We start from the raw sequence: 25,025 nt of genomic DNA, 5'->3' as shown, positions 1-25,025 counted from the left end.
TTCCATTGCGCTTGTTCGTCTTACCGGGCATCATAGGCACCGGTCCGACGCCGAGACGGCATCCCACACGCCGGACTCGTCGAAGTGATGCTCTCCGGATGCATGCAGATGCGTCAAATGCTCCTCCGAGCCCAACAGCCGGTACGCCGACCGGATGATTGCCACCTGCTCGTCGGCGTTGACCACGCCACGCGGCCCATTGAGATGATCGTCGACGCAGGACTGCACGACCAGCGGTCTTGGTGCGATCAACGACCCGACATCGCCCATGTCCACAAGATTCCAAAGGCCGGGCACATAGTTGCAGCTGCAGTTGCCGTTCATCGTCAGCAGCGAATCGCGCACGCCATACATGTATCCGCTGATGAACGCCCGCCGGATGCGATCGTCCAATGCGGCCAGCCACAGGGTCTGCATGCCGCCGCCGGAGAAGCCGAAACAGCCGAGCGTCCCCATGCTCCATTCGCCGCGCTCCTGGACATAATCCACCAGTCGCATCAGATCCCAGACAAGCAGGCCCGCCACCGTGAGCCCCAACGGCTCGGCCATATGCGCCAGCTGCGCGCAGGTGCCCCGCAGGAAGGGGCGTTCGTCGTCCTTCTGCAACCGGACGTCGCGGCGCTCGCCGAATCCGCGCGCGTCCGGGCATAGCGCCACATATCCTCGGCGGGCAAGCTGCAGCCCATAGTCGTAGTTGAACTTGCGTATGGCGTTATCGATCGCCGGTATGCCGTGCACGCCGGCCACGCTGTACTTGCCGCCTCCCTGATGGCCATGCGGACACAACCAGCAGAGCGGTCTGCCGTCGGCCCCCGTGCGAGGACGGTTGGGAATCAGCGCATAGCAGGGCATCCACACATCGGGCTCGACCTGGATCAGGATGCGCTCGCGGACGATGCCGGGGGAGTCGTCGTCGGCATCGTCGTGCACACGTACCCGCTGCGTCACCCGTGGATTCAGCGGACACTGTCCCGCGGACTCCATGAGATCAAAACCAAGCAGCGTCCTCAGCCGTTCACGCAGTCCCGTCTGCCATATTCTCCAGTCCCGTGCGTCGCCGCCGGGGAAAGCCGCCTGCCGGGAGGCTCGATCATAGCGGCGGAGCATGCCGGGAAGTGCATCGTAATAGTGGTCGATATGCAATGTTCGGCCGTTGCCCGAAAGCGTGATGTCGTCATTATGCAAGACCATGACCGCTCTCCGTTTTCCCGGCTTCGTCTTCTCGACTCTCCGACTCCTCCTCCGACACTCCCAGCACGTGCCGTGACGAATACCACGACGGTCCGGCCGGATCATCCGGCAGCGTCCAGTCGGGCCAGCTTCCGGGATGGAATCCCGGACCATGCAGTTCCATGCCGGAGAACCGCGACTCCACGCGGGCATGAGGCTTGTTCCAGTCCCACCAGCCCTCGGGCCGAATATGTTCACCCAATTCACAATCCACCAGCGCCACACGCGCGAAGTCACGCCACGGCCGCCCCAGATACACCGACCCCGGCGCGCAGCCGTCCGATGTGAACCGGCAGCCGCGGAACACATACCCGTATGTCCGTCCCTCGGGCGTCGACGCGGCCGTGACATAGCCATTCACCTCTTCGCCGCGATCCAGCGAACGAATCTCGCAATCCTCGAACAGTGCGGTGGCCCCGCCGAAGATGAAGTCCACGTCACCCGCGATCAGGCAGCGGCGATACCGTTGCCTCCCCACTCTGCGCGGCGCGAACTGCTTGGGGCCGATGAACCCTCCCGGCTGCAACTCCTTGGGCGGCAACGGTCCGGTGAACAGCGTGTCCTGATGCCCCAGCAGGCGGCAATCCTCCACCAGCAGCGCGTCGCCGTCCGCATACAGGGCGACCGCCTGACCGACCTCGCGCCCATCGCCGGCGTCATTGACGATGCTCAGGTCGCGCAGCGTCACATGATCGGCATCCACCAGCATCGTATACGTGCGGAACGTGCCCAGCGGCATACCATCGTCCGCCGGCATACGAGCACCCAGGCCGAGCGCGATCACCGTGCTCTCCGCGTCTACGCCCTCAAGCGTGACATACGGCAGAGTGATCGTCACCCGTTCGCGATAGGTGCCGGGATGAATGAGAATCGTGATCGGCAGACGGGCATCGCGCCGCAGACGACGCGTTTCCTCTGCCAGCGTCAGCGCCTCGCCCACGGTCAGGCAATCGCCATGACCATTCTGGGAGACGGTGATCGTAGCCGTTCCCGTGGAACGGTTCGCCTGTTCAACAAGAGTCGGAACCGTCATTGCTCCTCCTGTTCCGTGGTATTCGCGGGTTTCGCCATTGCCTGACCGTTTCCCGTCACTTGCAGCCGCACGTCACGGAACGTCACCGTGGCATTCCGCGCCACGAAGAACCCCACATACACATGCTCGGGGTCCACCGTCGTCAGCCGGTAATCGAATCCCTGGGATGCCGCCGGATTGTCTCCGAACCGCAGCGTGTAGCCGTCCGCGGTGCCGGTGACCTCCAGTCGCACGCGCTCGCCGACGTCGCCGTATCGCAGTGCCGCCTCCGGGCCGGAGATCAGCGTGCCGCCGCGTCGACCGAATCCGGTTACGGCGTGGAACCGGTAGCCCACGGCCGCGTAGTCTCCCATCATGGCCGGTGTGTCGCGGTCGATGAGCATGTCGTCACGCACCATCAGCCCGTAGGAGACCTGCTCGTTGGCGGAGTCGATGGCTTCGATCGTGGCGGTGGCGGTCAGGGTGAATTCGGCATTGGCGGGCAGCTGGACGAAGTACATGAGCATGCCGTCGTCGTTGCCGGCGATCTTGCCGTGGTTGCCGGCAACCTTCAACGTCAATGCGGGGGAGTCCGCCGTGTTCGCGGTGCCGGAGGCCGTGGCGTCGAAATCCGTGCTTGTCTTTGGGTCCACGCCGAGATTGCCGAACACCGACCCCTGCCACACCGTTCCATGGGCGTCGCGGAACAGCGGCCATCGTGTGCTGGGCGTCTGCGGCGGCGTGTATTCGGGAACGGTGTATGCCGGATTAACCGATACGGGGAAGTCCTGTTCGTAGGTGGGTTGTTCCATGCCCGGACGCGCGAAGTCGGCCAGGGTAATGCCTTGTTGCCGTGCCAGCTGCGCCACGAGCCACGCATGCATGCGGGCACCGAACAGGTTGGTGTGCGTCGGGTCGAGACCGATGGGCCGCATGCCGTCGAGTATGCCGGAATGCGTGTCGGTGGAGTCGGCCGAATCTCCGGAAGCATCTCCGATCGATTCGGGCCGTGCGCTGCCGAAGGCGTGCAGCCACTGGGCGTCCGGTCCCATGCCGATGTTGAGTCCGATGGTTGCCTGTGTCATGTCGAGCAGGTCGACGGGAATGCCGTCCTCGTTCAGTTCCGCGGCGAGATTTCGGATGGCCTGCGCGTAGTCGCCGTCGTCGGTGACGTGCCCGCATGCGCTGCGATAGCCGTTCGCCGTATTGTCGTTTGCGTTGAGTCGGGCGATCGGCGTGCACAGCACCGGCCTTACGCCGCGCTGCAGTGCGGGGAAGATGTAGTGTTCGGTCAGACTCCATGAGAATGATCCCGGCGTATGCCGGTTCCCGCGCGGGTCGGTATGGCGTTCGGGGTCGGCTTTCTCGTCGTTGTGGCCGAATGCGATGAGCAGGAACTGCGCACGATCGGTGCGTGTACCCAACGCCGGGGTCGACGTGTCCGGATCGCCGTCGAGCAGGGTGCAGTAGGCGTCCAGCGTGGTGAAGCTCGTGCTGGACGAACCGGACCGGGCGAGGTTGATCACCTCCGCGTCGAAGTATCGGCCGAGCGCCTCGCCGTAGCCGATGCGGGGAATGTAGAAGACATCGTTGAAGGCGGAGACGGTGGAGTCGCCGACCGTCCAGATCGTGGCGTCAGCCGAAGTCGTGCCGGCCGACGGTGTGCCGGCCGGATCATGATAAGTCGTGGTGTTCATAGTTCTCGTATCCAGTTGGCGGCGAGTTCGGGCCAGTACTGCACCTGCGGTTCCACGTAGTCGTGGTCGGGCTTGGCCGTTTCCTCGGTGCCGAGCGCGATGCCGTGATCGCCCTTCGGGAAGATGTGCATCTCCATGGGAATGCCGTTGCGGTGCAGTGCGGCGGCGAACAGCAGGCTGTTCTCCATGGGAACGGTTCGATCGGTGGCGGTGTGCCACAGGAAGGTCGGGGGAGTGGTTGCGCCGACGTGGTTCTCCAACGAGAGTTCGGGTTCGAGCGTGGCATCGCCGCCGGTGAGATGAATGAACGATCCGCGGTGGGCGAACTGACCGGACGTGATGACCGGATATGACAGGATCTGCGCGTTGGGACGGATGTCGTCGGTGGCAAGCGGCTCAGACGCATTCGATGATTCGTTCAGTCGCTGAACGATCCATGGCTCGTTCCACATCGTGCCCAGACAACCGGCCAGATGGGCGCCCGCCGAGAAGCCGCACAGCACGATGCGATCGGGGTCGATGCCATACCGGGTGGCGTTGGACCGGCACCAGGCTACCGTGGCGGCAAGCTCGAGCAGCGGCTGCGGCCAGACCGCCGGCGCCACGCTGTAGCGCAGCACGCACGCATGGAATCCCTCGCGGTTCATGCGTCGCGCGATGGGTTCCGCCTCGCGCGTGGACAGATGATCGTATCCGCCGCCGGGCGTGATGACGACCAAAGGCCGGGTGATGGAGGAGACGGTGGCTGTGTCGGCGGTTGCGCCGTCGGCTGTGTCGCTGACAGCGGGGAGGAAGTACGTGGTCATCGTCGCTCCGGCATCCAAAACCGGACGGGTGAGAATGTTCGTTGCTTGAGTGGTGACACGTTCGATGTGATGGGAATGCGGATTCATATGATGCCTCCGACGACGATGCGGCTTGATCTCTGTGAGGCCGATGATAGTGGACCGGGGTTTCCGACGCCTGGTAAAGCGACGATTCTGCAACGATTGCAATGCCGGACGACGTTCCATCCCGTTGGTTCCCCTCGGAGAGGGGAGCTGTCGCCGTAGGCGACTGAGGGGAGCCGGGTGGTGAACGGTGCTCGGGCCGAAACTCCCCTCAGTCCGCTGACGCGGACAGCTCCCCTCAAGGAGGGGAGCCGGAAGGTGCAGGGCCGGTATCAGGCGGCGGGCTTGATCTCCTCCTCCTGATAGCCGATGGTGTTGTGCGCGAAGCACTTCTCATATGGCAGGCCGGAAAGCTCCTCGCACACCTTCTTGACCTCGGGGTCTACGTCCTTCATCAGGCCGCCGGCCTTCACTCGCTCCACCTCGCCGGTGACAACTGCACAGGTGTCTTTGTCCAGCTTGAGCATAGGGGCAAGGCAGGCGGAGAGAATGAACATCAGGCAGCAGCCCACGAGCAGGGTGACGGATACTGTGATCGGTACGGAGATCGGCTGTTCAACCGTTTCGCCAGCCTTGGTGCTGATAAAGCCGGAGGACAGCAGGATGAAACCGAATACAGTGGTCACGATGGCCTGCAGCAGCTGCTGGACCAGACGCTGAGCGGATGAGTAGATGCCCTCGCGGCGGCGCAGTGTAATGAGCTCATCCACATCGGGTACGTAGTTGAGCATGGCGTCGGGCAGATACTGGAAGCCAGCGTAGAAGAACTTCCAGACACAGAACACGATCGGATAGGCGATCATTACTGTGGCAACGGGGATGGCATCAGTAAACTGCAGCACGCCGAACGTTACAAATACGGCCATTGAGACGGCGGCACCCAGCACGGCGAAGTAGTACGGCTTGTGGAAGCCCTTCTTCACCAGAATCGGCACCCAGACAGCCATGCAGACGATGGCGACGATCTTGCCGGGCATTTCGGAACCCGAAGCCCACGCTTTGGTGATGCCGAGGGTGAATACGATGAAATAGCTGTAGGAGGCAGACCAGACGGATGCGGCGACCTGAGAAGGCATCCACGCATACAACAGACGACGGAATGCCTTATTGCGGAACGTGGACAGAACATCGATGACAAGCTTCTTGACGCCTTCCCACACGCTGACAATCTTTTCTTCGGCAACTTCGGACGGGCTCTTCTCCCATGTGCTCAGGTACAAGGTCACCAGACCGAAGATCATGATCGCGGCGTTGATGCAGGCGATGATGAAGTAGGAATGCGGATTGTTTTCACCGAACACGCCAAAGCCGAACGCGGTCAACGCGGCCATCAGGAAGCCTGTGACATTTCCGAAGATGCGCTTCATGCCGGTCAGATAACCGCGTTCCTTGAAATCATCGGTCATTTCGATAGCGAGCGGCACCAGAGATGTGGATGCGAACGAATAGCCGACGTTATAGACCAGATAGCAGGCCAGATAGTATCCGAAGCCGAATGGCGTGACCAGGAAGATCAGCGGTTCGGCGATCATCATCGGGATGGCGGCCAGAATCCAGAAGCGACGGCGTCCAAACTTGCGACCAATGCGGGTGGCATAGAAGTTGTCGGAGAAGAATCCCATCAGCGGCGCCAGCACGGCGTCGAGATAGATCGCAGCTGACGCGATGATGGCGGCCTCGCCTGCGGACAGGCCGGCTTCGGTGGAAACGAACATCACCAAATATGTATGGGTGAAGGTCAACGCGCCGGAATTCAGTAGGCCTCCCATGCCGAATCCGATGCGCGTCCACAGCGTGATCTTCCGCTTCTTGCCGATTTTGCTGAACATATCGTTGTTCCTCTGTAGATGTGTTCCGAGCGATGTGCTCTGATTGGTTGGTTAATCGATTGATCGATGTGTGTGCCGGCGCAGCGCCTGCCACAATGCAGGCCGAACGCCGAGGGGCGATCGTTCATGATCGCATGGCACCGGATTCGTCTTTGGGCCCGGTGCCGCGTGGCCGGACGGTGTGCGGCCGTCCAGTCACGCGATGCTATGGCTGGTATGATGTGATGTTTTTTCGCGTCCTCCCTTTGTTCCTACCGCTCCACGCGGTCCACGTTGGTCAGCTGAAGCTCGTCGCCGTCCTGCCCGTCGATCGTCACATCGTCGAGCACCAGACGCTCCACGTTCTGCGCGATGATGCCCTGACGGGCCATCGGTTCCACGCCGCACGCCATCGCGGGCTTGGCCGGTTTCGCGTCGTCGGCATACGAGACGTGCACGTTGTGGAACTCCGCGCGCCCCACCTTGCTCTCCGGCAGGCCGGTGATGTACGTGGCGGCTGCATGACAGTTCGTCGCCTGAATGTCGTTGAAGATCAGCGACGCCACCTTCGGCGTGCGCTCGTCCACCGGCAGCGCCTCACGGTTCTGCACGTAGTCCGTCTTGCCGTCCTTGTCGCAGAAGTAGAACGAGTTGACCACGAACGGCGTGAGCACGCCGTCCATGCGAATATGGTCGAACGTGATCGCCTCGTAGACGCTGTCCCTGCCACGGCCGCGACGGGTCTTGATGCGCAGGCCGCGATCGGTGCGCTCGAACAGGCAGTTGCGTGCGATCAGACCACGGATGCCGCCGGCGGCCTCGCTGCCGAGCACCACCGAACCGTGGCCGTCGTGCATGTAGCACTGGTCGATCAGCAGATTGCGGCAGGCCGGACGCAGCTCGCGCGGCATGTCGATCTTGCCGCTCTTGACGGCGATGCAGTCGTCGCCCACCGAGAAATGGCAGCCCTTGATCGTCACGTTCGTGCAGGACTCCGGATCCAGGCCGTCGGTGTTGGGGGAGATCTTGGGGCCTTCGATGCTCAGGCACCAGAAGCCGAGATCGCGCGACAGCACCGGATGGATGTTCCAGCTGGGGGAGTTGCGCACGGTGATGCCGGCGAAGTCCATGCGTTCGCAGTCGCTCAGGTAGATCATGCGCGGGCGCGCGGCGATGCGGATGCGCTTGGGGTCATGCCACCAGTTGTCCTCGTCGGCGTTCGCGCCACCGTCGATCGCGCCGCGGCCGTACACGGTGACATTGCTCACGGCCATGCCGGAGAGAATGCCGCAGAACATCGGCATGCTCTCACCCTCCCAGCGGCCCATGGGCAGCAGGTTCGTACCGGCGTAGCCGGCGCCCGCCTTGCCTTCGATGTTGCCGGGCAGGTAGGCGAGGTTCTCGCGGTCGTGACGTGCGCGAAGCGTGGCGCCCTCGGCCAGCTCGAGCGCGATGTCGCTCTTGAGGAACAGGTTCTTGATGCGGTAGTCGCCGGCCGGCACGAGCACGCGGCCCTGCGGGGGACAGCTCATGATGGCCGCCTGGATGCTGATCGTGTCATCGCGCTCGCCGTCGCCGGCTGCGCCGAAATCACGGACATCGAGCGTGAACGTCTCATCGTCGGTCACCAGAATGCCGCTGATGGTTTCAGTGGCATCGGCAAAAGAATTGCACTGATGAGATTTTTTGTTGCCTGATTCGCCAGTAATGTTGTCATTGTTTTCTTTGTGGCGACGTTCGTAGCGAATGGAGTACGTCGTCTGCGGTTCAAGTCCGTCGATGTAGGTCTCCACGGTGTCGGTGGTGCCGTAGAACTCGTCGTTAAGATAGATATTCCAAGGCTTTTCGGTGTGGTAGATACTGTTTTCCGTGACTTCCACGACCGCTGCGCGCGCGCATTTCCAGACGACATTGAGTTGCATTGTCGTGTCCCTTTCCCTGTGTCCAGCATCGTCGCATTGAACTCGCAAAAAGTGTTGCATGGTGATGCATCACCATTGATGGCATCAGGATATGCTTCTGTTGCGCAAAACAAAATTTTTGTTGCCAATGTTTGCCGAAGAAGGCAAAAAAGACCGTCACGCGCTGCGCGATGGCGGTGCGTGACGGTCCAAAACCGATCTTTGGAGAGTTCAGAAGAAAGAGATGAGTGCTATGGCCGCCTCCTTGCGATGGGACTTAAGACTATGCTGTGCGACCGCGGTCCATGCGGATCAGTAAATCAGGCGAGCAGGCCGAGGACGTAGTCCTTGACCTCGCCGTCCTTGGCGTTGGCCTCGAAGAGCTCCTTGAAGTGCTCGCCGGCGAAGGCGCCCTTCACGAGCTCCGGGTCGAGGGCCTTGTAGATCTCGACGAGCGGCTTGTAGGCCGCGGCGCGCACGCCGTCGAGGATCTTCTTGTTGGCCTGCTCCGGAACGACGCGCTCCTTGGGGTAGCCGCTGCCCGGCTCCTCGAGCCACATCTGCTCGAAGATGTACTTGAGCTGGAGCTCCTGGCCCCAACCGTTCTTCAGGGCGAACGGGATGGCCATGGCGTTGCCGTCGTTGATCTGGGCGAAGGTGTAGGCGTCGAGCGGGTCCTCGACGTGGCCGCAGATGACGCCGGGGAAGCTGTTGAGGGCGAGCATGGCGCCCTCGCCGGTGCCGCAGCCGGTGACGACGAAGTCGGCGGCGCCGGAGTTGAGGATGGCAGCGGCGAGGATGCCGTTCTGCACGTAGGTGAGCTGGGCGTCGTCATCGGCGGCGTACATGCCGTAGTTGTCGACCTCGAAGCCCTTCTCGTCGGCGACCTTCTTCAGGGCGTCGTAGATCAGGCCGTTCTTGGCGGCCTGCGAGTTCTCGTTGATGAGTGCGATGCGCATGATGTGTGGTTTCCTTTGATGATTGGATGGTGAATTGAAGTGTCTGGGTGCCGTTCCCTCCCTCAGTCCGCCCTTTCGGCCGAACAGCTCCCTCCCAAGGAGGGAGCATGATGGGGGTGGGGATTTTTAGTTGTATTTCGGATCATCCGGAGTGAAAATAACGACGTGTGTGGTTTCGGCCATCGCCGGGCGAAGGCGTACGGATGGTACGTCGAGCCCGCCGTAAGGCCGAAAACACTCCGTCGTTATTTTCACGGCTGCTTGCCGATGTAAGCGAGGATGCCACCGTCGACGTAGAGAATGTGGCCGTTGACGAAGTCGGAGGCGTCGGAGGCGAGGAAGACGGCCGGTCCCTTGAGGTCGTCGGGGGTGCCCCAGCGGGCGGCGGGGGTCTTGGCGATGATGAACTGGTCGAAGGGGTGGCGGGAGCCGTCGGCCTGGCGCTCGCGCAGCGGGGCGGTCTGCGGGGTGGCGATGTAGCCGGGGCCGATGCCGTTGCACTGGATGTTGGCTTCGCCGTACTCGGAGCAGATGTTGCGGGTGAGCATCTTGAGTCCGCCCTTGGCGGCGGCGTAGGCGGAGACGGTCTCGCGGCCGAGCTCGCTCATCATGGAGCAGATGTTGATGATCTTGCCGTGGCCCTTTTCGATCATGCCGGGGATGACGGCCTTGGAGACGATGAACGGGCCGTTGAGGTCGATGTCGACGACCTGGCGGAAGTCGGCGGCGCTCATTTCGGTCATCGGGATGCGCTTGATGATGCCGGCGTTGTTGACGAGGATGTCGATGACGCCGTACTTGTCGTTGATGTCCTTGACCATGGCGTTGACGGCGTCTTCGTCGGTGACGTCGCACTTGTAGCCGTGGGCGGTGATGCCGAGGGCGGCGTAGTCCTTTTCGGCCTGTTCGATCTTGGATTCGTCGCGATCGTTAAACACGATTTCGGCTCCGGCCTGGCCGTAGGCGGATGCGATGGCGAAGCCGATGCCGTAGGTGGCGCCGGTCACCAGGGCGAGCTTGCCCTTGAGGGAGAAGCTGTCCATGGAGAATCCTTCTGCCATGTTTCCTTCTTTCTGTAGTGGTGGTTGGTGGTTCTGTTGTTGTTTTTGGATGATGTCTGTTGGTTCGTCGTTGATACTTGTCTTACAGAATAAACAATACTACTGATTGGCAAATATTCTGTTGCCGAGTTTTGTTGCAGAATATTACGCAACAAAACTCGATGATGCAACTTCGGGCAAGTAGTGCGCAGACTAGCTAGCAGAACGAGACGAGGTATTCGGTGAAGGCGAGCACGGTGAGCGACTGACCGTACGGCATTGCCGTTTTATCGATATTACGGTAGTAGTCGAGGCTGTCTTCCAGACCGGTGCCCACGGAGACGTTCTGCACTTCGCCGTGCTCGTCGATCTGGCCGAGCAGCGCCTTGATCGCCTTTTCGGCGACGGCCGCGTACTTCGGGTCGATGTAGCGGCGGTGCACCGCCTTGAGGATGCCGTACGCGATGCCTGCGGTGGCCGAGGACTCCACGTAGGAGTTCGGATCGTCGAGCAGGGTGTGCCACATGCCGGACTCGTCCTGGAGCTTGGCGAGCGCCTCGACCTGACGGTTGAGGATGGTGATGAGCCATTCGCGCATCAGATCACCCTTCTTGAGTCCCGCGATCTCGATGAACTCGGGGATGCCGATGGTGATCCAGCAGTTGCCGCGTGCCCACAGGGCGCCGGCGTAGTTGTCGCGACGGTTGAAGTTCCAGCCGTGGAACCACAGGCCGGTCTTCTTGTCCATCAGGTACTCGGCGTGGATGAGGAACTGGTACTTGGCCTCCTCCACGTAGTCGGGGTGGTCGAGCAGTCGACCGATCTTGGCGAGCGGCATCACCGTCATCATCAGGGTGTCGTCCCACAGCTGCTCGTAGTGGGGGTCCTCGTAGGTGATGTGCGCCATGCCGCGGCCGGTGGTGCGGGGCATGTCCTCCATGGCCCACTTGGCCCACTGGTCGAGGTAGGGGTAGAAGCGAGTGTCGCCGGTGTCCTCGTAGAGGCATCCCATGGCGAGCAGCGGGGCCATGGTGTTCACGTTCTTGGAGGGGGATCCCTCGGCCAGGGCGTTGTTGAACCAGTCGGTGACGACCTTGAGGGCCTTGGGGTTGCCGGTGAGCTTGTAGTTCTTGTAGATGCCGTAGAGGCCAACGCCCTGCGGCCAGTTCCAGACCTTCCAGCTCTTGTCATCGACCACCACGTCGCCGAAGCGGAGCAGGAACTTGCCGTCGGTGTCGTTGATGGTGGTGAGGTTGTCGATCATCAGATCGATCTTGCTCTGGATGAGCTCCCGTGTTGGCTTGTCGGTGGTGACGTCGGTCATCGTGTGTTCCTCTTTTCCGGTATCTACGTTGATGCCTGTGGTACGTTTGCGGTTTTCAGTCTACGAGGATGACCGGGGTGAATAAGGCAGAATATTGACAGTTCTTGACGTAAAACTATCGAAATTAGATCATTGCTTTGCAATATCGCATAGCTGTGAATTGTGAGCTATCTAACAAGGCAATGTTATCGTTGAAAATTCACAGATTCTTTCAAAAGATGTCATGTTCTAATCATTATTGGATAGATTTTGTTCATTCTGTCTGTTTTCTCGCTGATAGATTCACTATCGACCCGGAGAGGGGCCGCAAATCAATCAACACGTCGTCCGTACGAAGTGTGTGCGAATGACGACAGCAGTGGGAGGAACAATGGCAACGAGTACACCAAAGACGGTGCCGCCATTCGGTATCAGGGACAAGATCGGCTACGCGTTCGGCGACGTCGGCAACTGCTTCATCCTGAGCCTGGTCAACGGCTTCGTACTCAAGTTCTACACGGATGGTCTGGGCGTGCCCGCGGCCATCGTGGGCGTCACGATGATGCTCACCAAATTCCTTGACGCCTTCATCGACGTGTACGTGGGCAACAAGGCCGACGAAAGCACCGTCAAGCCGGGCGAAGGCCGCTTCCGCCCGTGGATCCGCCGATTCCGATACCCGTTCGTGATCGTCGTCGTGCTCCTGTTCCTGCCCGTGGTGGCGGACTGGTCGCTCAACGCCAAGATCGCCTACATCGCCGTGACCTACATTCTGTTCAACGTGTTCCTGTCGACCGTGAACATCCCGTACGGCGCGCTCGCCTCCGCGCTGAGCGCCAAGTCCGACGAGCGCGCGTCGCTGTCCACCTACCGTTCCGTGGGCGCCGCCATCCCGAACGTGATCACCGGCTACATGATCCCGATCTTCATGTACTCCACGGCGGCAGACGGCACGCAGTCCATCTCCGCGTGGAACTTCTTCTTCATCGCCGTCGTGTGCTCCACGCTGGCATTCTGCTCCTATGAGGTCACCGTGCGCCTGACCACCGAGCGCACCAACGTGCAGGCCGGTCGCAAGCTCGACGCCAAGAAGATGGTCACCTCGCTGTTCCAGGACCGTGCGCTGCTTGCCCTGATCGTCGCCGACTTCTTCGTGGTGATCAACCAGCAGCTCGCCTCGATTAACCAGACCTACCTGTTCGACACCTACTTCCACAGCAAGGAGGGCATGGCCATCGCCGTGATGTTCAACTACATCACCGTGCTCGTGCTCGCGCCGTTCGCCACCAGGTTCGCCCGCCGCTTCGGCAAGCGCGAGACGTCCATCGCCACCATGCTGTTCGCCGTGGTGATCTACGGCGCCATGTACTTCATGCAGATCACCGACTGGCGCATCTATCTGGTCATGATGTTCTTCGGCGCCATTGGCGCGGGCTACTTCAACCTGATGGTGTGGGCGTTCATCACCGATGTCATCGACCATCATCAGGCCATCACCAAGCTGCGTGAGGACGGTACGATCTACGGTCTGAACTCCTGGGCGCGCAAGATGGGTCAGGCCGCATCCAACGGCATCAGCGGCATTCTGCTCGGCGTGATCGGCTACCAGTCCAGCGCCGGCCATGCCGTCGCGCAGTCCGCCGGCACGGTCCACGGCGTGTACGCTCTGGCCACGCTGCTGCCGGTGGTGTGCTTGGGTGTGGCTGCCTTGATTCTGGCCTTCTGGTACCCGCTGGGCAAGAAGGAGATCGCCGAGACCGAGCGCATCCTCGCCGAGGATCGCGCCAAGCTCGAAGCCGAGAAGACCGAGGCCTGACGGTTTGGATTTCCTTCGGGTCCCATCCGTTTCCCCGGATGGGACCCGTTTGGCGTTTTGGGCAGTTCCCCTGACGTAGGCGGTGTCAAAACCGGATAGTTTCTTACCAAATTTTGATAATCTTTGCCACATGTGTGAATTTCGTCACTGTTAGATTGTTGCGTACCGGCTCACGGAAGAACCGAAACTCATAGAAAACTATCCGATTATGCGATGTGCACGGAAGCGCATGCGTATACAAGGACGTATCGGGAGGAATCATGTCTGCAACGGACAAGGTACAGTCATTGCCGCCATTTGGTCTCAAGGACAAGATCGGCTACATGTTCGGCGATGTTGGCAACTGCTTCATTCTTGGCCTTGTCAACGGCTTTGTGCTCAAGTTCTACACGGACGGCCTGGGCGTGCCGGCCGCCATCGTGGGCATCACCATGATGCTGACGAAGATCTTCGACGCGTTCGTTGACGTGTATGTGGGCAACAAGGCAGACGAAAGCGTCGCGAAGCCGGGCGAGGGCCGCTTCCGTCCGTGGATTCGCCGCTTCCGCTACCCGTTCATCATCGTGGCGATCATGCTGTTCCTGCCCGTGGTGGCCGGATGGGCGCTGCCGGCCAAGGTGGCGTACATCGCCGTGACCTACGTGCTGTTCAACGTGTTCCTGTCGACCGTGAACATCCCGTACGGCGCGCTCGCCTCCGCGCTGAGCGCCAAGTCCGACGAGCGCGCATCGCTCTCCACGTTCCGCTCCACCGGTTCCGCCATCGCGGGCGCCCTGACCGGCTACACGATCCCGCTGTTCATGTACGAGACCAACGCCGCGGGCGAGCAGGTGCTCTCCGGTACGCGATTCTTCATCATCGCCATTGTGTGCGGCATCCTGGCGTGGATCTCCTACGAGATCACCGTCCGCTGCACCACCGAGCGCACCAACGTGCAGGCCGGCCGCAAGCTCGACGCCAAGAAGATGGTCACCTCCATGTTCAAGGATCGCGCCCTGCTTGCCCTGATCGTGACCGACTTCTTCGTGGTGATCAACCAGCAGCTCGCCTCGATCAACCAGACCTACCTGTTCGACACCTACTTCCACAACAAGACCGGCATGGCCATCGCGGTCATGTTCAACTACATCACCGTGCTTGTGCTCGCGCCGTTCGCCACCGGCATCGCCAAGAAGTTCGGCAAGCGCGAATCCGCCGTCGTCACGCTCGTGTTCGCCGTGGTGATCTACGGCATCATGTACTTCGTGCATCTGACCGACTGGCGTGTGTACCTGGTGCTCATGTTCTTCGGTGCGATCGGCGCGGGCTACTTCAACCTGATGGTGTGGGCGTTCATCACCGATGTCATCGACCATCATCAGGCCATCACGAAGATCCGTGAGGACGGTACGATCTACGGTCTGAACTCCTGGGCGCGCAAGATGGGCCAGGCGGCGTCGAACGGCATCAGCGGCATCCTGCTGGGACTCATCGGCTACCAGTCCAGCACCGCAGGCCATGCGGTGGTCCAGTCCGCCGGCACCGTGCAGGGTGTGTACGCTCTGGCCACGCTGCTGCCGGTGGTGTGCCTCGGCATCGCGGCCCTGATTCTGGCCTTCTGGTACCCGCTGGGCAAGAAGGAGATTGCCGAGACCGAGCGTATCCTCGCCGAGGATCGCGCCAAGCTCGAGGCCTGACGGCGATACGGCGGATTTTCTCCGATAGGCGGCGCAGGCGCACCTGACGCTTGCGTCTCGGGGATCCGAGCGGTGGCCTGATGACAATCGTCGACGGGCCACCGCTTCGTTTGTGCCATGATGGTGCATTTCGCCTGAAATGTGTGAGGATATGTGCGTATTGGGCGTGGGCTACTTGGGAGGCACGTCAGAACTTGAAGATTGCAAAAACGGAGCCGCGGAATTTCAGGGTTCGGATTTAGCAATCTCCGAGTTCTGAGTGCTCTCTAAAAGGTCACATTTTCTACCATTTCTTGCGCGCGGAAGCACAAGCGTCTGCCGATTATTGCCGACTTGGGCAAATGATGGATACTTTTTACGCAGTTACCACTGAATAGCTCTATATTGTTGAGTGTCATCACGAGATGATGATCAACAACAACATCGACGGCAACGCCGATGCCAAGCAAAGAAAGAGGTAATTACGATGTCCTTCAAGAAGAACATGATGCGCGGTCTCGCCATGGCTGGTTTCGCTGACATGGCCTACATGAACGACTCCATGGCCAAGACCATGACCGAGCTCGGCCACGAGATCCTTGCCGATCAGGACAAGTGATCCGCTGAGTAGATCAGCACGAACAAGGTAATACGGCCAAAGGCGTCCGTACTCCACCTTCCCCGCGGCGATGAGCCGCAAACCAAACGCCTATCGAGGTCTCGCCACAGCGGCGGGATTTTTTTATGCCTTTTTACCGGTCCCATGTCATCTCGAACCATTTCCTCCACCGTGTTCCCGAGACCGGCCATGCGGGAGCGGGCATGGCGGGTGGTGGTCCCTAGGCATTGCAAAATTGCAAAAACCGTCGGATGCGCGGTATGCAGGAACTTCGGTCGGTATGATCGCAATCACTGATTGTCAACGATGTCATTACTTCAAAGGAGAACACGACATGACCTATCTGATCACCGACTACGGCGCCATCGCCGATGGCGAAACCAACAACCGCGAAGCTATCCAGAAGGCGATCGATGCCGCGCATGAGGCCGGCGGCGGCCGCGTGATCGTCCCGACCGGCCGGTTCCTCACCGGCGCACTGGTACTCAAAAGCAACGTCACCCTGCATCTGGCCACCGGCGCATGGCTGATCGGCAGCCTCGACCTCGCCGACGGCATCGACTTCGCGGCCGAATTCGACGACGACACTGAGAACGCCGGCTGGACCGGTGGCTGCTTCCTGTTCGCCCGCCACGCCGAGAACATCACCATCGAGGGCCACGGCACCATCTACGGCCAGGGCGACAAGGTGTTCTATGACGACGACGCGGACGGCGGCCTGCACGAATGTCCCAAGAACGTGCGCACCCCCGCGTGGGAGCGCCCGCGCACCACGTTCTTCGAGGACGTGGAGAACCTCACCGTGCGCGACGTCACCTTCCGCGACGCCGCGTTCTGGACCCTGCACATGGCCGGCTGCCGGCATGTGATCGTCGACGGCGTGCGCATCCTCAACGACGTGCGCGGCGCCAACAACGACGGCATCGACCCCGACACCTGCCAGGACGTGACGATCACCAACTGCATCGTCAAGGGCGGCGACGACGCGATCGTTGTGAAGAACACCCCGCCCATGGCCGCCAAATACGGCGCATGCGAAAACGTTGTGATCTCCAACTGCGTGCTGTATTCGCACGACTCCGCGCTGAAGATCGGCACCGAGACCGCGAACGCGATCCGCCACGTGGTGCTCTCCGACTGCGTGTTCCGCGACTGCTCGCGCGGCGTGGGCATCTGGGTGCGAGACGGTGCGACCGTCGAGGACATCCATGTGCATCACGTCTCCGGCAACACCCGGCATTACGCCGACTGCCCGCAGCGCGAGTTCGCGCCGCGCTGGTGGGGCAAGGGCGAGCCGATCTTCATCTCCGCGACGCCGCGCGTCACCCCGTCGTCGCCGCTGCCGGGCGTGATCCGCGACATCACGTTCGACCATATTTACATGACCTGCGAGTCGGGCGTATTCATCGCCGGCGAGGAGAACGCCGTAATCGAGAACGTCGACATCTCCGACCTGCATCTCACCCAGCGTGTGCAGGGCACGCAGAAGCCCGACGTGTTCGACGAGCAGCCGAGCGTGCGTGACGTCTACGAGCACGACATCCCCACCGTATACGTGCGGCATGGCCGTGACATCACCGTGTCCGGCGTGGTGCGGCGCGAGGGGGAGTTCCTCGGATTCCCGCTCGTGGAGACCGAATCGAGCGAGCGCGTGGATGTGGACCTGCGTGAGCGGTGACATGGAAGGAGCATGATCATGGCGAATGTGGAACGGGCGTCGTACAGGGCGGTGCTGAAACCCGGAATCGATTCAGCGGCTTTGGACAGGGCGCTGCGAGAGGCTTCCGACCGAGCGCAGACGATGGTGGACGACGGCACGCTGCTCACCGCGGGCCTCTACCGGCACGGGGAGCAGCTGTTCCTCTACACCGAGCATATCTACGAGGGCGATCGCCCCGATCTTGAATCGATCCGCGTCGCCCCGGACACGTGGGGATGGCTGCATGGCCTGCTCCGCCCGTTCCCCGCCATGCGCGGTCGCGACGTGGAGGACGTCGAATGGGCGTACATGCATCCGGTGTTCTGGTTCGACGAGCCGAAAAGCGTGGACTATTACACGCGCAGGCCGGCCCCTGACGCCCGGTGCGGTCGCATCGCCGTGCTGTATCCGGACAAGCTCATGGAATACGTGTGCCATCATCAGGCCATCGTGCGCGAGGGCACGTTCGTGGGCGACCGCTACCAGTTCATCTCGATCCACGACAATATGCTGTTCAGCTATTTCGAGACGCCGCGCGATCGCGGACGGCAAAGCATCAGCGGCGCCGATGGTCCGTCGAGGGAAATCGAGGAGTGGATCGCCGTCGACCCGGCATCGCATTTCAATCATTTTCCCGAGGCGAACGGCTCCGACTTCCTCGTCATCGACACACTGTTCGATTTCGGACGATCGTCGAGCCGGGGAGAAGAATCATGATGACGCGCGATTTCTCACGGGTCTCCATCAACTGTCTCGGCGATTCCACCACATGGGGCGACGATGGTACTCGTGGCGGCGGTCCGACGATCTCCTGGCCGGCCCATTTGCAGCGGCTGCTTGGAGCTGGAACGTTGCGCAACTACGGCATCAAGGGGTGTAGCGTTGCCAAGCATCCCGACCGCACCGACAGTTTCATCGAACGCTATGAGACCATGGATCCCGACGCCGACATCGTCCTCGTGTTCGGCGGCGTCAACGATTTCAACTATGGATTGCCGCTCGGCGATATGGGCGATACCGACGTGCGATGCTTCTTCGGCGCGGTCGATACGCTGGTTCGCGGACTCGTTCACCGGTATCCGGCCGCCGACATCGTGTTCATGACATCGGCGAAGACCGGAGGGGTGGATCACGGGCATTTCCCCGCGTTCTTCGACCGCAATGCCGCCGGTCTGCAACAGGCTGACTATGCCGACGCCATGAAGCGGGTGTGCGCATGGTATGGCATTCCCGTCATCGACATGTTCAACGAATCCGGTATGTCGGCGCTGATGCCGGAGCATCAGCCGGAGTATCTGCCGGATGGTCTGCATTACAGCATCGTCGGGTATGACCGGTTGTCCCGGCGCATTGCCGCGGAGTTGCTTCGGTTCGTGGCGTTCTGAGGCCGCCCCGGTCGGCGTTCTCCATCGGTCCGCCGAGAGGACTGTCTCCGGGCTGCCCTTAGGATGTCACTTCTTCGGGGGAGCGGGGGAAGGCGTGGAGGCGCGCTGGATCAGGTTGCCCGGAACCGTGATCATGCCGTGATGGGGATTGCCTTGGATGGCGTCGAGCAGCACCATCGCCGCCACTCGGCCGATGCGCTCGCAGTTGCCGTCCACGGTGGTGAGCGGCACGGCGGCATCGACGATCTGCTGCTCCCAGTTGTCGTGTCCGATCACCGCCACGTCGTCGGGCACGTGCAGGCCGTGTCCCATAAGCGTCTCCAATGCGCCACGGGCGATGCGATCGTTGAAGCAGTACAGTCCGTCGAACGGTATGCCGTCGCGCAGCAGCAGTTCGGCGGCCTTGCGTCCCCACGAGACGTCCCAGTTGCCGAATCGTGGCGGGGCCGCCGGGCGGAGTCCATGCATGGCGAACGCGTGCTCCACGCCGATCATGCGTTCGGCCGTGGCGCGTGCATGTTCAAGCCCGCCGATCACCGCGATCCGTGTGCGTCCGCAGTCGATCAGATGATCGATCGCCAATCGGGCGCCCTGAACGAAATCCGCCGTTACGGAGCAATCGTTGGGATCGCGTGACGGGCCGTACACATACACGACGGGCGTGTTCCCCGTCAGCGAGCGGGGGATAGGGGAACGCAGGTCCACGGACTTGTTGACGACGAGCAGTCCGTCGACGTTGCGGGACATGAGCTGTTCGATGCGGCTGGTCTCCAATCTGGCGTCGCCGCGCGAGTTGGCCAGCAGGATGGAATGCTTCATCGGGCCCAGCGCGTCTTCGGCCCCGATAAGCACCGGCAGCGACGGTCGGCCTTCAAGGTCCGTGGTGACGAGTCCCACCATGCCGGAGTGCCAGGTCTTGGCTCGTCCCTTGTCGCTGGGGGTGTAGCCCAGTTGTGCGGCGACCTGATGCACGAGCCTCTTGGTGCTGGCCGCGGTACCACCGTGATCGGCCAATGCGCGGCTCACCGTGGACACCGATACGTGCGCCGCGCGGGCGATATCCTCCATCGTCGGTCTGGGACGTTGTGAATCGTTCGTCATCGTCTTCCTTATCTACCGAGTCGGGGAAGTTGCTGCCATCCCGCCGGACCGTCATGGTCCATCGTAACCGTCATGAACGCACACTGCGAGGGACGTTGTCAATGTCATGACATCGATAAGTCTATTCGTGTTTTACAAAGAGTAATGCCTTTGCTATCATTAATGTTATCGATAAAATAGCAGAATCAAGAAATAGCAGATATCTGGCAATATTTGATATTTGTTGATCTGCATTTTTAAGACGACGCTGATAAATTCAGCAGTAAACGACCTCCGCCGCGTATGCGGCGGAGGTCCGACCAAAACGACGATGTTACGACGGCCTTCGCCTTCATTCACAACGACGTATGCGGTGTGGGGGCGTCGGAAGGAGATGAATCTCGAATGAAGTTGCACGCAATGCGAGGAAACGGCAGTAGCGGCTACACCACGTTCGGATCGATGTGGAAGCGTGGCGACGTGTCGGCCGATGCCGCGGCCAACAACCATTTCGCGCTCACCAATGAACAGGGCAAGGCGATTCCGGTGCAGTCGCGCATCACCGCGTACTGGCCGGACGGATCGGTCAAGTGGGCGGCGCACACCGCCGACGCCGGACTGATGGGTGCCTCCGCCGAACTGACCTACGACGCCGACGGCAAGACCACAGTCTCGGCCCACGCCGAGCGCATCCAGGACGACGGCGACGCCATCACGATCGACGCCGGCAGGGCGACGGTGACGATCAGGCGCTCCACCAAGCGACTGTTCGAATCGTTCGTCGTCGACGGTCGCGTCGTCGCCTCCAACGCCGTGCCGGTGCTGGAGCTCGAGGACCCGAATGCGGGCGAACATGAGGGCGACCTGGTCCGCCGTACCGCGTTCACGGGCCGTGTCGACGAGATCACGCTCGAGGCGTCCGGTCCGCTCGTCACCGTGATTCGCTACACCGGCACCCACGTGTCGGCCGACGGCACCGAGCGTCTGCCGTTCATCATCCGCATGACCGTCGGCTACGACGCCGAACGACTCGACTTCCAGCACACGTTCGTCTACGACGGTGACGAGAACCACGACTTTTTGAAGGGCCTCGGCGTGCGCTTCGAGTCTCCCATGGCCGGCAAGCCGTACAACCGTCACGTGCGCTTCGAAGGCGATCACGGCACCATCCACGAATGCCTCGCCCAGCTGCTCACCTGGAAGCCGGTGATCCCGAGCCACCTGTACGAGGACCAGCAGGCCGGCAAGCTCATCCACCCGAGCGACGAGACCGGAGAGACCATCGACGCGTCCGGCGTGCTCAACCAGACCGCCAACTCCGATTCCGACAACGAAAAGGTCGAAACGGTGCTCAAGGACATGCCGTGGTGGGACGAATACCACGTCGTGCAGGACTCCCCGACGCACTTCGTCATCTCCAAGAAGACCTCCGACGAGCAGGTGTGCCGCATCACCACGCTGCATGGCAGGCGCACCCGCGGCGGCGCGTCCTTCGGCTCCGAAGCCGGTTCCGTGATGGTGGCGGTGAAGGACTTCTGGCAGAAGTACCCCACCGGCTACACGTTCTCCGGACTGACGACCGACACCGCCACGGCGACCGTATGGCTGTGGAGCCCGGACGCCCCGTCCATGGACTTCCGCCACTATGCACAGGACGGCTACCAGTGGGCGTACTACGAGGGATACGACTACAAGGGCGCCGACCCGGACGGCATCGCCTGCACCAACGAGTTCTCCATCGCCGCCGGTCCCACGCCGATCCCCGACGACAAGACGCTGCTCGACTTCTCGCTGGCCGTGGACAAGCCCGAACAGTACCTCGCATCCCCGGAGTTCTACCATGAGCTCGGCGCGTTCGGCCGCTGGTCGCTGCCGAGCCGCGACACCGAGATGGAGAACTGGCTCGAGGACCAGCTCGACAAGGCCGTCGCCTTCTACAAGAAGGAGATCGACCTGCGCAACTGGTACGGCATGTTCGACTACGGCGACATCATGCACTCCTACGATTCCGCCCGCCACCAGTGGCGCTACGACATGGGCGGCTTCGCATGGGACAACGCCGAACTGGTGCCCACCTACTGGCTGTGGTACGCGTTCCTGCGCTCCGGCCGCGAGGACATTTTCGACATCGCCAGCAAGCTGTGCCGCCACGTCTCCGAGGTCGACGTCTACCATCTGGGCAAGTACAAGGGACTCGGCTCCCGCCACAACGTGCGTCACTGGGGCTGCCCGTGCAAGGAGGCCCGCATCTCCATGGCCGGCCACCACCGTGTGTACTACTACCTGACCGGCGACCGCCGCTTCGAGGACCTGTTCGACGAGCTCGGCGATGTGGAGAAGACCTTCCTCGAGAAGGATCCGCTTGGCGACTGGTACGACAAGGAGTCCATGGTCTACCCGGCCCACGCCCGCTCCGGCCCGGACTGGTCGAGCCTGTGCTCCGACTGGATGACCCAGCTCGAGCGCACCAACTCCCCGGAGTTCCTCAACAAGATCCAGACCGGCATCGACGACATCAAGGCCATGGACCTGCAGCTCAACTCCGGCGTGGACATGGAGTTCGACCCGAACACCTGCCATCTGCGGTTCATCAACAACGAGTCCACCGGCGGCGTGCACCTGGCCATCTGCCAGGGCGCCCCCGAGGTGTGGATCGAGATGAAGGACCTCGTCGACGACCCCGATTGGCCGAAGATGGTGGCCGACTTCGGACGCTTCTACTTCCTGCCGCATGAGGAAGTGGTCAAGGAATCGAACGGCGCGCTGGCCGACCGAGCCTACCCGTTCCCGTTCTTCGCCTCCGCGATCGGCGCGTACGCCGCCGAATACTACGGAGACAAGACCATTGCACGCAAGGTGTGGAAGTACCTGATCCACGCGCTCATGGATGGCAAGCACACCGGATTCGACACCGTGACCCTGCACAACGTGGGCAACCAGGCCGAGCTCGAGGAGATCCCGTGGGAGAACCCGTGGGTCAAGACCAACTTCGTGGCCCAGTGGTGCCTCAACGCCATCGTCACTCTCGACTTCATCCGCGATGACGCTCCCAAGACCCTTGCCGAAGCCGACGAGCTGACCGACGGCCTTGGCCCCGACACCCAGCGCAAGTCCTGATCCACGCCGGCATAACCACCGTTAAAACCCATTTCCTTCCCCTTGAGGGGAAGGTGGCCGGCGAAGTCGGTCGGATGAGGTGACGGGCGGCACGCGTTCATACCGCGTATTCCTGCGACTCCGTCGCGCCACCTCATCAGTCGGCGTTGCCGACGGCTTCCCCTCGAGGGGAAGCCCATGAATGCCTACTTATCAAAGGAACCATCATGACCACCATCATCTTTACCCAGCCGTACGAGCACGCATTCGTGCGCGACTACCCGAACGAGGCGGCCGGCTGGGTCGACGGCGTATACGAGCGCCGCGTCCCCGAACTCTCTCCGGTACCGGAAGAGGCATACGGCTCCGATGGTCTCGCCTTCGCGACCCGTCGTCTCGTCGAGGAATCCGATACGCTTAACGGCGATCCCAACACCATCGCCCGCACCTCGTACTTCATCGGTACGGCAATCACCGTGCCCGCACAGTCCAAGGGCTATCGCATCACCGCGGAAGTGGTCGGCACCGATGAGATCGGACGCGCGTTCCGCGCCATCGTCAACGGACAGGACGTCGCCCAGTTCACGCTGCTGCCCGACCAGCGCCGCGAGATCGCCTTCGACGTGCAGCTGACCCGCCGCGACATCGAGCTGACCTTCGTGCCCGTCGAAGGCCGCGACGACGCCACCACAGGCTGGGGCGAGCTCACGCTGGCGCAGCTCTCCTACGAGCCGATCGCACAGAACCGCACCGACCGCCCGCACATCTTCATCGCCGCCGACTCCACTGTGCAGACCTACTTCGCCGAGGAGGCTCCGCAGGCCGGCTGGGGCGAATGGCTGGCCTGGTTCCTGATGAACGACCACCGGTTCTCCTACGAGCACGACGTCGCATCCACCGTGCCGCAGGCCCGCGTGTTCACCGGCGACGGCCCGACCATCCATAATCGCGCTCTCGGCGGCCGCGGCCTGCGCAGCTACCTCGACGAACACCGCTTCCACAAGCTGCTCGGCTCGCTCGCGCCGAACGACGTGGTGCTCATCCAGTTCGGCATCAACGACGAATCGAAGACCCGTCCGATGCGCTACATTCCGCTCGACGAATACGCCGCATGGCTCGACCGCTACGTGATCAGCGTGGCCGACCGCGGCGCCCGCCCGGTGCTCGTCACCGCCATCCCGCAGTATCCGTTGGGCGACGGCGTGGCCGTGGGCGAGGCGCTCGACCCATACGCCGACGTCACCCGCACGTATGCCGCCGAATACGACGTGCCCCTCATCGATCTGCGCAAGCTTGCGGGGGAGTACCTCGCCGCGCTGCCCGAGGAGAACGTGGACGCCGTGTTCCTGCGCGCCTCCGCCCTGCAGTACCCGCGCCACCTCGACGGCATTCGGGACCGTGTGCATATCGGCACCACCGGCGCCAAGGCATACGCCCGCATCGTCGCCCGCGAACTGGGCGCGCTCTACCCGGAGTTCGCCTTCCACGACGAGGAGCAGGGCTCGCCCGAACCGGTGGAGAACCTGACCGCCGACGGCGTCACCGGCATCATCGGCGCCGAAGTGAACCTGAGTTGGACCGCCTCCCCGCACGCCAACTACTACGTGGTGGAAAAGACCAACGCCGAAGGACGCGTCTACAACCGAGAGGTGATCATCAAGCCCGAGTACCACGACCTGCCGCTGCCAGGACAGAGCCGCCACGTGGTCTACACGGTCACCGCATGGCGTGACGCCGTTGTCACCGAACCGCGCCGCATCGCCGTCACCATCCCCGCATCCGACGACATCTGCGCCGATCTCGGCTGAACCGAATCTCAACATCGCAAAGGAGCA

General features: G+C 61.9%; 18 protein-coding genes. 8 read left to right on the top strand and 10 right to left on the bottom strand.

Going from position 1 to position 25,025, the window contains the following annotated elements; all coding sequences use genetic code 11:
- Positions 1–30: 30 nt before the first annotated feature.
- The 9 genes from Tam10B_RS09760 to bglB form a co-directional block, all read right to left on the bottom strand.
- Positions 31–1,191 carry an alpha/beta hydrolase family protein gene (locus Tam10B_RS09760; protein ID WP_198947582.1) on the bottom strand — a complete coding sequence of 387 codons (1,161 nt, stop codon included), beginning with the start codon at positions 1,189–1,191 and terminating at the stop codon, positions 31–33.
- Positions 1,178–2,263 (bottom strand): pectinesterase family protein, encoded by a 1,086-nt coding sequence (locus Tam10B_RS09755; RefSeq protein WP_093961055.1) that lies wholly within the window; start codon positions 2,261–2,263, stop codon positions 1,178–1,180. Before Tam10B_RS09755 ends, Tam10B_RS09760 begins: the two co-directional genes overlap by 14 nt.
- Entirely contained in the window at positions 2,260–3,939 is a 1,680-nt protein-coding gene (locus tag Tam10B_RS09750; RefSeq protein ID WP_093961054.1) for an SGNH/GDSL hydrolase family protein, read from the bottom strand. Before Tam10B_RS09750 ends, Tam10B_RS09755 begins: the two co-directional genes overlap by 4 nt.
- Positions 3,936–4,832 (bottom strand): alpha/beta hydrolase, encoded by an 897-nt coding sequence (locus tag Tam10B_RS09745; protein WP_158214194.1) that lies wholly within the window; start codon positions 4,830–4,832, stop codon positions 3,936–3,938. Before Tam10B_RS09745 ends, Tam10B_RS09750 begins: the two co-directional genes overlap by 4 nt.
- A 269-nt stretch (positions 4,833–5,101) precedes the next feature.
- Positions 5,102–6,658, bottom strand: a complete 1,557-nt coding sequence (locus tag Tam10B_RS09740) for an MFS transporter (protein ID WP_093961052.1) — start codon at positions 6,656–6,658, stop codon at positions 5,102–5,104.
- A 251-nt stretch (positions 6,659–6,909) separates the two neighbouring features.
- Positions 6,910–8,559, bottom strand: a complete 1,650-nt coding sequence (locus Tam10B_RS09735; protein WP_093961051.1) for a glycoside hydrolase family 28 protein — start codon at positions 8,557–8,559, stop codon at positions 6,910–6,912.
- Positions 8,560–8,858: 299 nt separating this feature from the next.
- Positions 8,859–9,497, bottom strand: a complete 639-nt coding sequence (locus tag Tam10B_RS09730; RefSeq protein ID WP_093961050.1) for an RpiB/LacA/LacB family sugar-phosphate isomerase — start codon at positions 9,495–9,497, stop codon at positions 8,859–8,861.
- Between the two features lie 251 nt (positions 9,498–9,748).
- Positions 9,749–10,558 carry a gluconate 5-dehydrogenase gene (locus Tam10B_RS09725; protein ID WP_198947581.1) on the bottom strand — a complete coding sequence of 270 codons (810 nt, stop codon included), beginning with the start codon at positions 10,556–10,558 and terminating at the stop codon, positions 9,749–9,751.
- A 196-nt stretch (positions 10,559–10,754) separates the two neighbouring features.
- On the bottom strand, positions 10,755–11,861 hold the full coding sequence (bglB, locus tag Tam10B_RS09720; protein ID WP_093961049.1) for a beta-galactosidase BglB: 1,107 nt from the start codon (positions 11,859–11,861) through the stop codon (positions 10,755–10,757).
- Positions 11,862–12,231: 370 nt separating this feature from the next.
- Here bglB and Tam10B_RS09715 point away from each other — a divergent pair, with 370 nt between their 5' ends.
- From Tam10B_RS09715 to Tam10B_RS09695, 6 genes are all read left to right on the top strand, one after another.
- Positions 12,232–13,656, top strand: coding sequence for an MFS transporter (locus Tam10B_RS09715; RefSeq protein WP_093961048.1), 1,425 nt, complete (start codon positions 12,232–12,234; stop codon positions 13,654–13,656).
- A 260-nt stretch (positions 13,657–13,916) separates the two neighbouring features.
- Complete coding sequence (locus Tam10B_RS09710; RefSeq protein WP_198947580.1) at positions 13,917–15,332, top strand: MFS transporter; 1,416 nt, start codon at positions 13,917–13,919, stop codon at positions 15,330–15,332.
- Between the two features lie 466 nt (positions 15,333–15,798).
- A complete protein-coding gene (locus tag Tam10B_RS13745) occupies positions 15,799–15,930 on the top strand; it encodes a hypothetical protein (RefSeq protein WP_269843599.1) in 132 nt (43 codons plus the stop codon).
- Positions 15,931–16,264: 334 nt separating this feature from the next.
- Positions 16,265–17,608 (top strand): glycoside hydrolase family 28 protein, encoded by a 1,344-nt coding sequence (locus Tam10B_RS09705; protein WP_093961047.1) that lies wholly within the window; start codon positions 16,265–16,267, stop codon positions 17,606–17,608.
- Between the two features lie 18 nt (positions 17,609–17,626).
- The gene (locus Tam10B_RS09700) at positions 17,627–18,346 is read left to right on the top strand and encodes a hypothetical protein (RefSeq protein WP_143248628.1); all 720 of its coding nucleotides are present in this window, start codon (positions 17,627–17,629) and stop codon (positions 18,344–18,346) included.
- Positions 18,343–19,014: an SGNH/GDSL hydrolase family protein gene (locus tag Tam10B_RS09695; RefSeq protein ID WP_093961045.1), complete on the top strand. Its 672-nt coding sequence runs from the start codon at positions 18,343–18,345 to the stop codon at positions 19,012–19,014. The genes Tam10B_RS09700 and Tam10B_RS09695 overlap by 4 nt, the downstream gene beginning before the upstream one ends.
- Before the next feature lie 66 nt (positions 19,015–19,080).
- On the opposite strand, the gene Tam10B_RS09690 is transcribed toward Tam10B_RS09695, so the two are convergent.
- Positions 19,081–20,115, bottom strand: a complete 1,035-nt coding sequence (locus Tam10B_RS09690) for a LacI family DNA-binding transcriptional regulator (RefSeq protein ID WP_093961044.1) — start codon at positions 20,113–20,115, stop codon at positions 19,081–19,083.
- 384 nt (positions 20,116–20,499) lie between these two features.
- Here Tam10B_RS09690 and Tam10B_RS09685 point away from each other — a divergent pair, with 384 nt between their 5' ends.
- Positions 20,500–23,211, top strand: coding sequence for an exo-rhamnogalacturonan lyase family protein (locus Tam10B_RS09685; protein ID WP_093961043.1), 2,712 nt, complete (start codon positions 20,500–20,502; stop codon positions 23,209–23,211).
- A 206-nt stretch (positions 23,212–23,417) separates the two neighbouring features.
- Positions 23,418–24,998 (top strand): GDSL-type esterase/lipase family protein, encoded by a 1,581-nt coding sequence (locus Tam10B_RS09680; protein WP_093961042.1) that lies wholly within the window; start codon positions 23,418–23,420, stop codon positions 24,996–24,998.
- The last annotated feature ends 27 nt before the right edge of the window (positions 24,999–25,025 follow it).

Source organism: Bifidobacterium vansinderenii, from assembly GCF_002234915.1.
Lineage (GTDB): Bacteria > Actinomycetota > Actinomycetes > Actinomycetales > Bifidobacteriaceae > Galliscardovia > Galliscardovia vansinderenii.
The sequence above is the reverse complement of the archived record's forward strand: the minus strand, read 5'-3'. Positions and strand labels throughout refer to the sequence as shown.